Source organism: Tistrella mobilis (assembly GCF_041468085.1).
Lineage (GTDB): Bacteria > Pseudomonadota > Alphaproteobacteria > Tistrellales > Tistrellaceae > Tistrella > Tistrella mobilis_A.
The window spans coordinates 3,505,147-3,523,110 of the sequence record NZ_CP121017.1 but is presented as its reverse complement, the minus strand read 5'-3'; the positions used below and the strand labels follow the sequence as shown (position 1 = coordinate 3,523,110).

At 66.2% G+C, this 17,964-nt stretch carries 1 protein-coding gene (only partly in view); it reads left to right on the top strand.

Annotated elements, in window-relative coordinates; genetic code table 11:
• Positions 1 to 296: 296 nt before the first annotated feature.
• Positions 297 to 17,964, top strand: partial view of a cadherin-like domain-containing protein gene (locus P7L68_RS21355; protein WP_372001486.1) — the 5' portion only. Its footprint extends 12,068 nt past the window's final position; only the first 17,668 of its 29,736 coding nucleotides appear in the window; it begins with the start codon at positions 297 to 299; the stop codon falls past the right edge of the window.

Here is a 17,964-nt window from a genome sequence, read left to right as displayed (position 1 = left end):
GGTTAATGGCCGTTGATATGCCTCAAATGCTTGGGATCGTTGAAAAACGCGCCGAATCAAGCTTCTGGAGCGCCGGCCCGCCGCGCGCGCGCCCGGAAAGCCGCTTTCCGGGTCAGGAAGGTTCAGCTAGGTTAACGAAAACCCGACGAAGGTACGCTGCGTCCGGCCGGACGGGTGTATCGTTGCGATATGCGGCACTTCGTGAAGAAGAATCGCCGGCGCCGCGGGAACGACAGTCAGACCGGGTGTGGAGATCACGTCGCCCGGTCGTCACGGGGTTTCGGGGGACGGGTATCATGCGCCGCTTTCGTCGTCGGGGAGATCATGCCAGCCGTCACATCACCGGGCCGCGCCGCCCGGGCCGGCGGGGGGCGCTGGCCCAGGCGCTTGAGCCACGGATGATGTTCGATGCTGCCGGTGTCGCCACCGCGGCAGAGGCGCTGCAGGATCAGGCGGCCCAGGATGCCGCGCAGGAACTGCACCCCGATACCGCCGGCGACGGCAGTGCGGCCGATACCGGCCATCAGGCCGATGCCCATGACGCCGCCGCCCTGGTGGAAACCGCCGCCCAGGGCGGCGATGACGGATCGGATGTGGCGACGGCCCCCGCCGCGGCGGGCGACCGGCGCGAGGTCGCCTTCATCGACACCCGCGTCACCGACTGGCAGACCCTGGCCGCCGGCCTGGCCCAGGATGTTGAAATCGTGGTGCTGGATGCCGGCCGCGACGGGCTGGAACAGATCGCCGACTGGATGGCCGAACAGTCGGGGTCAGTGGATGCCATCCACATCATTTCGGAAGGCAGCGTCGGCGAAATCTGGCTGGGATCTTCCACCCTCTCGGACAGGAATATCGACGACCGGGCCGGCGACCTGGCGGTGATCGGCGCCGGTCTGGCCGAGGATGGCGACATCCTGCTTTATGGCTGCGACGTGGCCGGCGGTAGCGACGGCCTGGCTTTTCTGGGCCGGCTGGCAGAGCTGACCGGCGCCGATGTCGCCGCCTCGGACGATGCCACCGGCAGCGTCGCCGCCAATGGCGGTGGCCGTTTCGGCGACTGGGATCTGGAAGTGTCGATCGGCCAGGTCGACACCACGATCGCGGTGACGGAAGACACCCGCGCCGGCTATGACGGCCTGATGGCGACCTTCACCGCCGGCACCGAGGCCCAGCTGGAAACCGCGATCGTCAATGCCAATGCGGCGGCCGGCACCGACCAGATCGACATCACGGCCGATATCACGCTGGGCAGCGGCGCCACCGGTTTTACAACGATCACCGACAATGTCGTGATCCAGTCCAGCACCGCGGCGACCCGCAACATTCTGGCCGCCAACATCACCAATGGCAGCGTGTTCACGGTCAGCGATGCCACGGTCACCTTTGCGCGGCTGGCGATCGATGGTGCGTCGAAGACCTCGGGCGGCGGCGCCGGCATCAATTTCTCGTCCACCGGCTCGGACACGCTGACGCTGACCGACATGACCATGACCGGTCTGCATGCCACCCAGGGCGGCGCGATTTTTATCAGCGGCGGCCAGCTGGCGATGACCGGCACCAACAGCTTCGTCGACAACCAGGCAACCAGCGGCGCCGGTGGCGCGATCTATATTTCCGGCGGCAATTTCATCCACACGGTCACCGGCCAGTTCACCACCAACACCGCGACCACCGAAGGTGGCGCGATCTATCAGACCAGTGCGGCCGGCGCCACGCTGAACGTCACCGACAGCAGTTTCGATCAGAATAGTGCGACCAATTCAGGTGGTGCGATCCGGGTGGAGGGCAATGCTTCCGGCAACATCACTTTTTCTGCCACGGGCGGTACCTTTACCAACAATAGCAGCGGTGTGGGCGGTGCGATCTCGACGCGGACGGGCGGTGGGTCGACGACGATCGAGCGCTCGACATTCACCGGGAATGACGCGACCAATGGCGGTGCCGGGGGTGGTGCTGTCGCGCTTACGGACACAGCGACAACCTCCGAGGCCTTCATCACCGACAGTACCTTCACACAGAACACGGCCAGCGGCACTGGGGGGAGTGGCGGTGCTGTCCTCATTGCGGCTAATGCCTTGGTTGATCTCGATGTTGTTCGGTCTACCTTCGATCGCAATGTTGCGACCAGCAGCGGTAGTGGTGGCGCCGTCGCACTACTCGGCACCAGCAGCACCGTTTCTGTGGTCAATTCTACCTTTTCCGGGAACACAGCGACCTTCGGCAGCGCGATCGAAAGCACCTCGGCGCTCACCGTGGCGCACAGCACCTTTTCGGGCAACAGCGCGAGCGATGCCACCTATAACGGCACGATCGATTCCTATGGCGGCTCGGTCAGTGTCAGCCATACGATTCTGGCCAACAACACCGGCCGGGGCGTGAACGTCACCGGCGGCAGTGCGACCAATGTCGGCTGGAACATCTATTTCGGCAACAGCCTTGCCAATAACGGCTGGACCAGCGCCGGCACCGACAAGACCACCGATCCCAATCTGGGGGCGCTGGCGGATAATGGCGGCTATACCCAGACGATGAAGCCGGGCACCGGCAGCTCGGCGATCGATGCCGGCAATGCCTCGATCACCGGCCAGCCCGCCACCGACCAGACCGGCGCCACCCGCGTTTTCGGCAGCGCCATCGATATCGGTGCGGTCGAGCTGGTGGGCGACACCACCCCGGTGCTGGGTGGCCCGCGGACCGTAAGCTGGCAGGAAGGCGACGCGCCGGTCATCCTGCTGCCCGATATCACGGTCGCCGATGACGATGGCGACCTGATCACCTCGGCCAAGGTCTGGATCGCCAACTCGCATGATGGCGATGTGCTCGCGGTCACCTCGCCCGGCCCCTACAGTGCCAGCCTGGCGATGGAGGACGGCTTTCTTGTCCTGACGCTGACCGGCAGCGGCACAGCGGCGCAGATGCAGGCGGCGCTGCGCACCGTGACCTACAGCTCCACCGCGGACGCCCCCACCTGGGGCTATGGCGGCGACAGCCAAGTTGGCTTCACGCCCACCGCCGCCGGGTCGCGCGTCATCCGCGCCACCGTCACCGATGCCGACGGCGCCACCTCCGACGAGCTGATCGGCAGCGGCGTCGCCGTCACCAGCCTGGACGATGATCCGCCGGCGATTTCGGCCGACACCTTCGTCTATACCCCGGGTGCCTATTCAGGTAGTCAGGATTATGCGTACTTCGCGCCGGACCTGTTCCTCATCGACGACACGACGATGATAAAATCGGCGACGGTGCAGCTGGTCAGTCCTCCGGACACGTTCCAGGAGCGCCCGCGCATTATGGGAACCTATGCTGGTGTCAGCATCTCGTATAATAACTACACGTTGACCTTCACCGGCACCGCGTCACTCAATACCTACCAGAATATTCTCCGCAATATCGAGTACAAGAACCAGTCGTCGGTGGCCGCTCTCGACACGACCGACCGCATCATCCGCTATACGGTCACCGATGCCAATGATCAGGTCGGCACCTTCGATCTGACGATCGAGATCGACAAGACCCCGACGGTCGCCACCAATACCGGCACCACGGTTGCCGAGGGCGGATCGGGCAGCATCACCACCGCGATGCTGGAAGCCTCCGACGATTACGCCACCGGGGCGGATCTGATCTATACGGTGGCGGCGCTCAGTCATCTGACCGTGTCGCTCAACGGCAGCACGCTGTCGACCGGCGGGACCTTTACCCAGCAGGATATCGACGACGGGCTCGTCACCTTCCAGCATGACGGCGGGGAAACTGCCGGCACCCTGACCTTCACGCTGAAGCAGTCGTCCGCAAACTATTCGGACGCGGTGCAGCATACCTTCACCGTCAACACGACGCCGGTGAACGATGCGCCGGTGGTGAACGACACCTCGGCGTCGCCGCTCTTCAGTGCCGGCGGCTCGCCGGTGGCGGTGGCCGAATCCGCAACGATCGTCGACGTCGACTCCGGCAATCTGACCAGCGTGGTGCTGACCCTGACCACCCGCCCGGGCGGGACGTCGGATCGTATCGCCATGTCGACCACGGGGGCGGACAATGCAAGTAACTACGGGATCGACGTCAACTACAACAACGCCACGGGCACGCTGACCCTTTCGGGCACGGCCTCGGTCGCCCAATATCAGACCGTGCTGCGGGGCGTGGTCTATGCCTATACCGGCAGCACTGCCTCCATGCCCGGCGGCGACCGTGTGGTCTCGATCGTCGCGACGGATGACAGCGGCGACAGTGCGACCCAGGCCAGTGCCGCCTTCGAGCGCACGATCGAGGTCGATGCCCCGCCGAAGGTCGACACCAATACCGGCACGACGCTGGACGAGGGCGGCTCCACCACCATCACCTCGGCGATGCTGTCGTCGTCGGATACCGAAGACACCGATCCGGCCGACGTCACCTATACCCTGACCACGGCGCCGGCCGCGGGCACGCTGAAGCGCAACGGCACCGCGCTGTCGGTGAATGACACCTTCACCCAGAAGGATATCGACGACGGGCTGCTGACCTACGAGCATGACGGCTCGGAAACCACCTCGGGCAGCTTCGGCTTCTCGGTGAAGGATACGACCAACCACACCGTCAGCAGTCAGACCTTCGCGATCACCGTAACGGCCGTGAACGACGCGCCCGAGATCACGGCGCCCGGGTCGATCGACGTCACCGAAGACACCGAGACCGCGCTCACCGGCATTTCGATTTCGGATGCCGATGCCGGTACCAGCGATGTGACGGTGACCTTCACGGTGGGCGAGGGTGAGCTTGCCGCGACCAGCGGCAGCGGCGTGACCGTGGGCGGCACGGCGACCGCGCTGACGCTGACCGGCACGGTGGCCGACATCAACGCCTTCATCGCGGCCAGTGCGTTGACCTTCACGCCCGCCGCCGATGCCAGCGGCAATGTGACCCTGACCGTCGATGTCGATGACGGCGGCAATACCGGCTCCGGCGGGGTGAAGACCGACACGGCCACGGTGACGCTGGCGGTCTCTGCGGTGAACGACGCGCCGACCATCGACGGATCGCAGGTCGCGCTGACGACCACCAATGAAAACACCATGTCGACGACCTATTCGGTCAGCGACTGGCTGACCGATGTGAATTATGCCGACCCCGACAGCGGCGCGGTTTCGGGCATCGCGATCACCGGTATCCTCGGCAACGGCGCCTGGCAGTACACGACCGACGGCACCAACTGGTACGGGCTGGGCACGACGGCATCCGACAGTGCGGCCCTGCTGTTCGCAGCGACCACCCAGTTCCGTTTCGTGCCCGACAACAACCGCGGCGGCCCGGCATCGCTGACCTTCCGGGGCTGGGACCAGACCTCGGGCACGGCCACCAGCGGGTCCACGCTCCAGACGGGGGATGCGTCCAGCACGGGCGGCAGCACGGCCTATTCCGTGGAAGATTCCCGCGCGGCGATGGTCGTCACCCAGATCAACGACGCGCCGACGCTGTCGACCACCGACATCACGCTGGATCCGGTGGATCGCAATGACGTGTCGACCGCCATCACCGTCAGCGACCTGCTCACCGATGCCGGCTATGGCGATGTCGATGCCAACCCCGAATCGGGTATCGCGATCACCGCGCTGACCGGCACCGGCAGCTGGGAGTATTCGACCGACGGCACCAACTGGTATGCGGTCGGCACCGTGTCGGTGAATGCCTCGCTTCTGCTGGCGGCGGATGCCCAGCTCCGCTACGACCCGGCCGGCAACACGGCCGAGACCGCGACCATCTCGTTCCGCGCCTGGGACCAGACCATCGGCACCGCCACCAGCGGTTCCACCCGCGGCACCGCCGACACCACCATCACCGGCAGCTCCAGCGCCTATTCCTCGGCGCTCGCCACCGGCAGCATGGAGGTGACGGTCGTGAACGAGGCACCGGTGCTGACCGTGCCGGGCTCGCTGACCGTGAACGAGGACACCGATCTTCAGATCACCGGCATTTCGATCGCCGACACCGACGATCTCGGCCAGGATTACGTGCTGACGATCACCGCCCCGGGCGGTTCGTTCACCGCCACCGGCACCGCCGACGTCACCGTTGCCGCCGGCGGCCAGACCCTGATCCTCACCGGCAGCCGGGCCGACATCAACGCCTTCATTTCCGGCGGCAATGTGACCTACCGGCCGGGGGTGAACGTCACCGGTACGGTCGATCTCTCGGTCAGCGTCAGCGACCAGGACGCGGCCCTGCCGGGCACCGATGCCGACACGGTGACCGTGACCGTCGATCCGGTCAACGACGCGCCGGATGTCTACACCATCAATGACGGCGTCGATGTGGTTGCCGCGCCCGAGCCGCTTTCCACCCCGACCTGGATGCTGGATGCGCCCGGCGGCGGCCATTATGTGGTCAGCAGCCGCACCACCGGTGGGGATGCGTACCAGAATGTGCTGGTCTATCGCTACAACGCCGATGGCAGCATCGATACCAGCTATGGCACGGATGGTGCGGCCTATTTCGCCGGCACGGTTCCGAACGCGGTGAAGGTGCTGGCCTCGGGTGAACTGATCATTGCCGGCCGTGCGGCTTCCGACAGCTCGCTGGTGGTGACGCGTCTTGCGACCGATGGCAGCGTGGTGTCGGGCTTCCCGATCACCGTCTCCCAGGCCCCGTCGAGCTTCGGCCCGGTCGATATCGAAATCGACGGCAGCGACCGGATCTATGTCACGGCGACGCTGACGCCCACCTCGGGCGATACCAGCACCGTCGTGTTCCGCTTCACCGCCGACGGCACCGCGGACGGCGTGTTCAATGTCGGCGCCAGCATTCCGGGCAGCGAGCAGGCGCTCGATTCGGTCATCCAGCCCGACGGCAAGGTCGTGACGCTGGCGGTCCAGGGCCGCGATCTGATCGTCTATCGCCACAATGCCGATCGCACGCTGGATACCAGCTTCGGAACCGGCGGTTATCTGATCATCGATACCGATCTCCTCGGCGGCGCTGGCGCTCAGGGGGTCAGCCTGCAGGCCGATGGCAGCATTCTGGTGGCGTCGGCCACCGAGGATTCCGGCTTCCCCGGCCAGCAGGTGCCGGTGATCTGGCGGTTGACCGCCGATGGTGCGCTGGATACCGGCTTCGGTTTGAACGGTGCCGTGACGGGGGAGGCGGCGCACACCGTCTCCTTCGCCTTCGCCCCGGATGGCGGCATCATCGTTGTCGGCACCATCTCCTTCGCCGCGGATATTTCGACGACGGTTCAGCGCTTTACCGCCGATGGCGTGCTCGATGCCGGTTTCGGCCGGGATGGCGGGTTCACGATCGGCGGCACCGAATTCCCGCTCAATCACACCTCGGTCCGGATCGACGCCGACACCGGCGAAATCCTGCTGGGCGGCATCCATTACGACTCGGCATTGCAGCCGGCCGATATCTACTTCGCCCGCTATGACGCGACCGGTCAGCCGGTATTCGATGCCGATCCGGTGGCTTATACCGAAAACGGCGCGCCGGTGGTGATCGCGCCGACGATTGCGGTCGACGATGTCGATCTGGGCGATGCCGACACGCTCGACGGTTTCACCGTCAGCCTGACGCGCGACGGCGGTGCCGACAGCCAGGATCAGTTCTCGGCGGCCGATGGCGGCACGCTCGGTGTCCTGACCGAAGGCCAGGCCCTGGTCGTCTCGGGCACCACCATCGGCACGGTCGTGACCAACTCGGCCGGCGCCCTGGTGCTGTCGCTCAATGCCGCGGCGACCCGCGCGCTGGTGAACGAGGCGCTGCGCCAGATCGCCTATGCCAATTCCAGCGACGCGCCGCCGGCCTCGGTCGATCTGGTCTGGACGGTGAATGACGGCAATAGCGGCACGCAAGGGGCCGGCGGTGCGGCCGAGGGCACGCTGACCAGCACGGTTGCCATCACCGCGGTCAACGACGCACCGGTGATCACCGTGCCGGGTGGCGGCACGATCACGGTCACCGAAGACACGGCCACGGCGATCACCGGCATTTCCTTTGCCGATGCCGATGCCGGCAGTGGCACGGTCGAGGTGACGCTGAGCGTCGACCACGGCACGATCACCGCCACCAGCGGGTCGGGGGTGACGGTCACCGACGGGTCGAAGGCGATCATGCTGTCCGGCACCATCGCCGACATCAACGCCTTCATCGCCGCCCAGGGCGTCACCTTCCAGACCGATGCCGACGATACCGGCGATGTCACCCTGACCGTCGATATCGACGATCTGGGCAATAGCGGCGGCGCCTCTGAAACCGCCAGCGAGACGGTGACCATCACGGTCACGGCCGTGAACGATGCGCCCGACGTGACCACCATGCCCGATGGTACCGTCGTCGACGATGCCCCGGGGGATATGGACAGCATCGGCGGGATCGTCGCCCTGCCTGACGGCGGCTACTATCAGTTCGGCGTCGACACCAGCGTTCAGCCGAACATGATCGTGGTCGCGCGTTATGACGCCGACGGCAAGCTCGACACCAGCTTTGGCACCAATGGCGTCGTCACCCTGGACAGCGGCGGCGAGTTCACGCCCGCGAACGCCCTGCTGCAGAGCAACGGCAAGCTGCTGATCACAGGCACGGTCGACGTGTCCGGCGGTGCTACCGTGGCCCTGCTGGTCAGCCTGAACGACAACGGCACGCGGGATAGCGGCTTCGGCACGGATGGCGTCGTCGTCCTCAACGACGCCGGGGTGGCATTCTCGCTGTACAAGGTGGCGGTGGACGATACCGGCCGCATCCTGGTGGCCGGCGTGAACACCACCGGCGATGGTGGCACCGCCGATGGCCGGCTGTACCGGCTGCTTGCCGATGGCAGCTTCGACTCCGCGTTCAACGGCGGTGCTGCGGTGGCGATCGATTTCGGCGGCAGCGAGGCATTGCTGAGCGTCGCCGTCCAGGCCGACGGCAAGATCCTCGTTACCGGTGCGGCGGATACCGGCGCGATCATTCAGCGCTACAACGCCGATGGCACGCTGGATACCGGTTTCGGCAGCAGCGGCACCGCCACGATCGACGATCCCGATATTGCCGAAACCGGCGTGTCGGTTCTGCCCCAGCCCGGCGGCGGCATGGTCGTCCTGAACATCCATACCGATGCGGATACCGGCCTGCCCGTCACCACGCTCTGGCGTCTGACGGATGGCGGTTCCGTCGATGGTGGCTTCGGCAGCGGCGGCAGCCTGGCCTTCACGGGCAGCCTGACCACCGACGCAACCCTGCTCGCCGATGGCAGTGTCGTCCTGGTCGGCACCCGTATAACGATCACCGGAGGCATGCCCACCGCCACCGCCTCGATCATCAAGATCGGCGCCGACGGGCAGCTGGACACCAGCTTCGGGACCAATGGCGAAGTCACCTTCGGTGACGATCTGCGCAGCTTCACCATCTCGGCGCTCACCGTCGACGACAATGGCGACCTGCTGCTCGGTGGCAGCTATCTTGGTTGCGGCTGCGGCGGCGACGAGATCTTCGCAGCGCGCTTCGCCCCCGACGGTACGCCCGTCGCCGGCTTCAACATGGATCCGACCCATGTCGAGGATGGCGGCTTCACCGCGATCGATTCCGAGATCGACATCTATGATCCCGAGCTGTGGCTGGCCGACAATCATGACGGCATGGTCATCACCATCACCCGTGATGGCGGGGCCGATGCCGACGACCTGTTCGGGGCGATCAGCGGCGGCACGCTCGGCGACCTGACCGAGGGCGGAGATCTGACCGTCGGTGGCATCGTCATCGGTACCGTCACCACCAATGCGGGCGGCACGCTCGTCCTCACGCTCAATGCCAATGCGACCTACGATCTTCTGACCGAAGCCGCGCGGCAGATCGGCTATGCCACGGCGAGCGACGCGCCGCCGGCCTCGGTCGATCTGCTCTGGTCGGTCGATGACGGCAATGCCGGTGTCCAGGGCTCGGGCGGCGCGCTCACCGGCACGCTGGTGACCACCGTGAACATCCAGCCCACCAATGACGCGCCGACGGTGACCGATCTGTCGGCCTCGCCGGTCTACACGGCCGGCGGTGCTGCCGTTGCGATCGTCGGCTCCGCGGTGCTCGGCGACGTCGATTCGACACAGCTCACCAGTGTAGTGGTGACCTTCACCACCCGTCCTGGTGGTACGTCTGACTATATGGGCCTGCTCGTGCCGGCGGCGAATTACGCCAACAACCATGGCATCAGCTACAATTTCAACTCGGCCACCGGCACGCTGACCCTGTCGGGCACGGCCTCGGTTGCCGATTATCAGACGGTGCTGCAGGGCGCGGCCTTCCTCTACACCGGTTCGGCATCCTCCATGCCCGGCGGCGACCGGGTGGTTTCGATCACCGCGACGGACGACAGCGGCGATACGGACACGCAGACCAGTGTCGCTTTCGAGCGCACCATCGAGGTCAATGCGCCGCCGAAGGTCGATACCAACGCCGGCACGACGCTGGACGAGGGCGATTCCACCACCATCACCTCGGCGATGCTGTCGTCGTCGGATATGGAAGACACCGATCCGGCCGATGTCACCTACACGCTGACCACGGCGCCGGCTGCCGGTACGCTCAAGCTCGACGGCACCGTCCTCGGCGTGGGCGATACCTTCACGCAGAAGGATATCGACGACGGGCTGGTGACCTACGAGCATGACGGCTCGGAAGGGGCGTCGGACAGCTTCGGCTTCTCGGTGACGGACGCGACCAACCTCACCGTCAGCGGGCAGAGTTTTGCGATCACGGTCACGGCCGTGAACGACGCGCCGGAGATCACGGCGCCTGCGTCGATCGACGTCACCGAAGACACCGGGACCGCGCTGACCGGCATTTCGATTTCGGATGCCGATGCCGGCACCGGCGAGGTGACGGTGACCTTCACCGTGGGTGAGGGCGAACTGGCCGCGACCAGTGGCTCGGGCGTGACTGTCGGCGGCACGGCAACGGCGCTGACGCTGACCGGCACGGTGGCCGACATCAACGCCTTCCTCTCAGGCAATTCGCTGACCTTCACGCCGGTGGCGAATGCCAGCGGCGACGTGACCCTGACCATCGATGTCGATGACGACGGCAATAGCGGTGCGGGCGGGACCCTGACCGACACGGCCACGGTGACGCTGGCGGTGTCCGCGGTGAACGACGCGCCGGAGATCACGGCGCCGCCGTCGATCAGCGTGACCGAGGATGTCGCAACCGCGCTGACCGGCATCTCGATCAGTGATGTCGATGCCGGTACCGGCGACGTGACCGTCACGCTGGATGTCGCCACCGGATCGCTGTCCGCGACCAGCGGCAGCGGCGTGACCGTGGGCGGCACGGCGACCAGCCTGACGCTGACCGGCACGGTGACCGCGATCAACGCCTTCATCGCCGCCAGCGGCGTCGGCTACACCACGGCCGAGAATGCGACGGCGGATGTCACCCTGACGGTGACCGTCGATGACGGCGGCAATAACGGTTCGGGCGGGCCGCAGACCGATACCGCCACCGTGACGCTGGGCGTGAGCGCGGTGAACGACGCGCCGGAGTTGACCGTACCGGCCTCGATCGACGTCATCGAAGACACCGAGACCGCGCTGACCGGCATTTCGATCAGTGATGTCGACGCCGGCACCGGCGAGGTGACGGTGACCTTCACCGTGGGCGAGGGCGAACTGGCCGCGACCAGTGGCTCGGGCGTGACTGTCGGCGGCACGGCAACGGCGCTGACGCTGACCGGCACGGTGGCCGACATCAACGCCTTCCTCTCGGGCAATTCGCTGACCTTCACGCCGGTGGCGAATGCCAGCGGCGACGTGACCCTGACCATCGATGTCGATGACGACGGCAATAGCGGTGCGGGCGGGACCCTGACCGACACGGCCACGGTGACGCTGGCGGTGTCCGCGGTGAACGACGCGCCGGAGATCACGGCGCCGCCGTCGATCAGCGTGACCGAGGATGTTGCAACCGCGCTGACCGGCATCTCGATCAGTGATGTCGATGCCGGTACCGGCGATGTGACCGTCACGCTGGATGTCGCCACCGGATCGCTGTCCGCGACCAGCGGCAGCGGCGTGACCGTGGGCGGCACGGCGACCAGCCTGACGCTGACCGGCACGGTGACCGCGATCAACGCCTTCATCGCCGCCAGCGGCGTCGGCTACACCACGGCCGAGAATGCGACGGCGGATGTCACCCTGACGGTGACCGTCGATGACGGCGGCAATAACGGTTCGGGCGGGCCGCAGACCGATACGGCGATGGTGTCGCTGGATGTCACGCCGGTGAACGACGCGCCGACGGTGACCGACCTGTCGGCCTCGCCGGTCTACAGTGCCGGCGGCGCTGCCGTTGCGATCGTCGGCTCCGCGGTGCTCGGCGACGTCGATTCGACACAGCTCACCAGTGTAGTGGTGACCTTCACCACCCGTCCTGGTGGTGCGTCTGACTATATGGGCCTGTTCGTGCCGGCGGCGAATTACGCCAACAACCATGGCATCAGCTACAATTTCAACTCGGCCACCGGCACGCTGACCCTGTCGGGCGCGGCCTCGGTTGCCGATTATCAGACGGTGCTGCAGGGCGCGGCCTTCCTCTACACCGGTTCGGCATCCTCCATGCCCGGCGGCGACCGTGTGGTTTCGATCACCGCGACGGACGACAGCGGCGATACGGACACGCAGACCAGTGTCGCTTTCGAGCGCACGATCGAGGTCGATGCCCCGCCGACGGTCGACACCAATACCGGCCTGACGCTCGACGAGGGCGGATCGACCACCATCACCTCGGCGATGCTGTCCTCGTCGGATACCGAAGACACCGATCCGGCCGACATCGCCTACACGCTTACCACGCTGCCGGCGGGGGGCACGCTCAAGCTCGACGGCACCGCCCTCGAACTGGGCGACACCTTCACGCAGAAGGACATCGACGACGGGCTGGTGACCTACGAGCATGACGGCTCGGAGGCTGCCTCGGACAGCTTCGGCTTCTCGATCACCGACGCCACCAGCCACACGGTCAGTGATCAGAGCTTCGCGATCACGTTGACGGCGGTGAACGACGCGCCGGAGATCACGGCGCCTGCGTCGATCGACGTCACCGAAGACACCGGGACCGCGCTGACCGGCATTTCGATTTCGGATGCCGATGCCGGCACGGGCGAGGTGACGGTGACCTTCACCGTGGGCGAGGGTGAACTGGCCGCGACCGGTACGGCTGATGTGACCGTGGGCGGCACGGCAACCGCGCTGACGCTGACCGGTACGGTGGCCGACATCAACGCCTTCCTCTCGGGCAATTCGCTGACCTTCACGCCGGTGGCGAATGCCAGCGGCGACGTGACCCTGACCATCGATGTCGATGACGACGGCAATAGCGGTGCGGGCGGGACCCTGACCGACACGGCCACGGTGACGCTGGCGGTGTCCGCGGTGAACGACGCGCCGGAGATCACGGCGCCGCCGTCGATCAGCGTGACCGAGGATGTCGCAACCGCGCTGACCGGCATCTCGATCAGTGATGTCGATGCCGGTACCGGCGACGTGACCGTCACGCTGGATGTCGCCACCGGATCGCTGTCCGCGACCAGCGGCAGCGGCGTGACCGTGGGCGGCACGGCGACCAGCCTGACGCTGACCGGCACGGTGACCGCGATCAACGCCTTCATCGCCGCCAGCGGCGTCGGCTACACCACGGCTGAGAATGCGACGGCGGATGTGACCCTGACGGTGACCGTCGATGACGGCGGCAACACCGGCTCGGGCGGGTCGCAGACCGATACGGCGACGGTGACGCTGGATGTGTCGGCGGTGAACGATGCGCCGGAAATCACGGCGCCTGGTTCCATCGACGTCACCGAAGACACCGAGACCGCGTTGACCGGCATCTCGATCAGTGATGTCGACGCCGGCACCGGCGAGGTGACGGTGACCTTCACCGTGGGCGAGGGCGAACTCGCCGCGACCAGTGGCAGCGGCGTGACTGTCGGCGGCACGGCCACGGCGCTGACGCTGACCGGCACGGTTGCCGACATCAACACCTTCCTCTCGGGCGGTGCGCTGACCTTCACGCCGGTGGCGAATGCCAATGGCGATGTGACGCTGACCGTGGATGTGACCGACAACGGCAACACCGGCTCTGGCGGTGTTCTGACCGATACGGCCACCGTGACGCTCGCGGTCTCTGCCGTGAACGATCAGCCGACGGCACCCGCTCTCGACAATGACGAAGTGGACGAGAACGACGCCGGCGCGGTCATCGGCCGCGTGACCGCGACCGATGCCGATGGCGATACGCTGACCTATACGGTCGATGATGCGCGCTTCGAGATCGTCAGCGTCGACGGCGTCCAGCTGCTGCGGCTCAAGGACGGTGTCAGCCTCGACCACGAAACCGAGCCGACCGTCGATCTGGTGCTGACCGTCACCGACCCGGATAATGCCTCCAACACCACCAATGTGACGATCACCATCCGGGATGACGGCGTGATCACGCCGCTGCCGGTGCTGACCGGCGGCAATGTCACCGAAAACGATGCGGGCGCGGTGGTCGGTACCCTGCCGACGCTCGACGGTATCGGCTATACCGTCGACGACACGCGCTTCGAGATCGTCGAGAGCGACGGTGTGACCGTGCTGAAGCTGAAGGATGGCACCTCGCTCGACCGCGAGGCCGCCGCCGAGGTGACGGTCACGATCACCGCGACCGATGCGGATAACGAGACCCGCACCGCCGATGTGCTGATCCGGGTCGCCAATGTGAACGAGGCGCCGTCGCAGCCGGTGCTGACCGGCGGCGCCGTGGCCGAGAATGCCGCGGGCGTTTCGGTCGGCACCCTGTCCTCTACCGATCCCGATGCCGGCGACACCCTTACCTATACCGTCGACGACAGCCGGTTCGAGGTGGTGGGCAATGTCCTGAAGCTGAAGGACGGTGTCAGTCTGGATCGCGAGGCGGCGGCGACCATCGACCTCGTGGTGACGGCGACCGACGGCGACGGCCTGACCGCAGAGCGGACGGTGACCGTAACGGTTTCCAACGTGAACGAGGCGCCTTCGGTGCCGGTCTTCACCGGCGACGGGACGGTTGCCGAGAATGATGCCGGCGCGGTGATCGGCACGGTCACGACCTCCGATCCGGATGTCGACGACCTGGTCGGCCTGTCGGTCGACGATGCCCGGTTCGAAATCGTCGATGGCCAGCTGAAGCTGAAGGACGGCGCCTCGCTTGATCACGAGGCCGAGCCGACCATTACCCTGGTGCTCACCGCGACCGATGGTGGCGGGCTGACGGCGACCCGGCTGCTGACCCTCACCGTCACCGATGTGAACGAGGCGCCGACTGCTCCGGTGCTCGATGCCAGTCTTGTGGTCGAGAACGACATTGGTGCGGTGATCGGCAACGTCACCGGCGGCGATCCGGATGACGGGGACAGCGTCACCTACACCGTCGACGACGCCCGTTTCGAGATCGTCGGCGGACAGCTCAAGCTGAAGGATGGCGAGTATCTCGATTACGAGGCCGCAACCTCGGTCGATCTGGTGATCACCGCCACCGATGTGGCGGGGCTCCAGACCCAGAGCACGGTTTCGGTCAAGGTGTTCGACGACACCAACAGCGCGGCCACGCCTGTTCTCAGCAACACCACCGTCACCGAGAACGAGGCCGGGGCCGTGATCGGCACCCTGCCGGTGGCGACGCTCAACGGCTATATCGTCGATGATGCCCGCTTCGAGGTGGTCTTCATCGGCATCACGCCGACCCTGAAGCTCAAGGACGGCATTTCGCTCGACCACGAGGCCGAGCCGACGGTGACGCTGCAGATCACCTCGATCTACGTCAACGACGATGCCAAGACCGGCACCTTCGTGATCAGGGTCGCCGATGCCAATGAGCAGGTCGGCGCACCGGTGCTCGACGACGACAGCGTGGCCGAGAATGCCGAAGGTGCGGTGATCGGCCGGGTGAGCGCGACCGATCCGGATGATGCCTCGACCAGCTTCGGCCAGAAGACCTTCACGGTCGACGATGCCCGCTTCGAGATCGTGGACGGCCTTCTGAAACTGAAGGACGGCATCAGCCTCGATCACGAGACCGAGGCGACGGTGACCCTCAACATCCAGGTCACCGATGGCGGCGGTCTGAGCGACAGCCTGGTTGCCACGATCAATGTCACCGACCTGAACGAAGCCCCCTCCACCCCGGTGGTGTCGGGTGCGACGGTGGCGGAGAACGCGGCGGGGGCCGTGATCGGCACCGTCACCTCCACCGACCCGGATGCCGGCGACGACCTCACCTACACCGTGAACGACGATCGCTTCGAGATCGTCGATGTCGCGGGCGACATGGTGCTGAAGCTGAAGGACGGGGTATCGCTGGATCACGAGGCCGCGGGCTCCGTGGCGCTGGTGATCACCGCCACCGATACCGGCGGGCTTTCGGCCGAGCGCGTGATGCTGGTCACGGTGACTGATGTCAACGAGGCCCCGACCACGCCGGTGCTGTCCTCCGACACCGTCCAGGGCGGTGATGCCGGCGCGATCGTCGGCCGGGTGACCGCGACCGATCCGGATGATGCGACCACGCAGGAAGGCCGTCTGACCTTCAGCGTCGACGACCGCCGGTTCGAGATCGTCGGCGACATGCTGAAGCTGAAGGCGGGCGAAAGCCTGTCGGTGGGTGACGAGCCGACCGTCAGCCTGGTCATCACCGCAACCGACGGGCTTGGCCTCGCCTCGACGCAGACGGTCGTGCTGACCGTGCTACCCGATGCCACGCCGCCGGTGCCGGCCCTGCCCGATGGCATCGTCTCTGAAAACACCCCCGGCGGGGTGATCGGGCCGGTGCGGTTCACCGATCCGGTCGATCCGGGTGTGGATGTGTCTCTGACGGTCGATGATGCCCGCTTCGAGATCGTCGACCTCGATGGTGTGCCGACCCTGAAGCTGAAGGACGGTATCAGCCTCGACCGCGAGGCGGAGGCCGCGGTCACGCTGGTGATCACCGCCACCACCATCGAGGGCAGCCGCTCCAATGTCGTGGTGATCGCCGTCGACAATGTGAACGAGACCCCGACCCAGCCGGTTCTGACCGGCTCGACCGTGGCCGAGAATGCGGCCGGTGCCGTGATCGGGACCGTGACCGGGGCCGATCCGGATGCCGGCGACACGCTGAGCTTCACCGTCGATGACGACCGGTTCGAAATCGTCGACGGCAGCCTGAAGCTGAAGGACGGCATCAGCCTCGACCACGAGACGGAAGCCTCGGTCGATCTTGTGATCACCGCGACGGATGCGGATGGCCTGACGGCCACCCGCAGCGTGACGATCACCGTCACCGATGTGAACGAGGCCCCGGCGCAGCCGGTTCTGACCGGCTCGACCGTGGCTGAGAATGCGGCCGGTGCCGTGATCGGGACCGTGACCGGGTCCGACCCGGATGCCGGCGACACGCTGAGCTTCACCGTCGATGACGACCGGTTCGAAATCGTCGACGGCACGCTTAAGCTGAAGGACGGCATCAGCCTCGACCACGAGACGGAAGCCTCGGTCGATCTTGTGATCACCGCGACGGATGCGGATGGCCTGACGGCCACCCGCAGCGTGACGATCACCGTCACCGATGTGAACGAGGCCCCAGCGCAGCCGATTCTGACCGGCTCGACCGTGGCCGAGAATGCGGCCGGTGCCGTGATCGGGACCGTGACCGGGTCCGATCCGGATGCCGGCGACACGCTGAGCTTCACCGTCGATGACGACCGGTTCGAGATCGTCGACGGCACGCTTAAGCTGAAGGACGGCGTCAGTCTCGACCACGAGACGGAAGCCTCGGTCGACCTCGTGATCACCGCGACGGATGCGGATGGCCTGACGGCCACCCGCAGCGTGACGATCACCGTCACCGATGTGAACGAGGCCCCAGCGCAGCCGATTCTGACCGGCTCGACCGTGGCCGAGAATGCGGCCGGTGCCGTGATCGGGACCGTGACCGGGTCCGATCCGGATGCCGGCGACACGCTGAGCT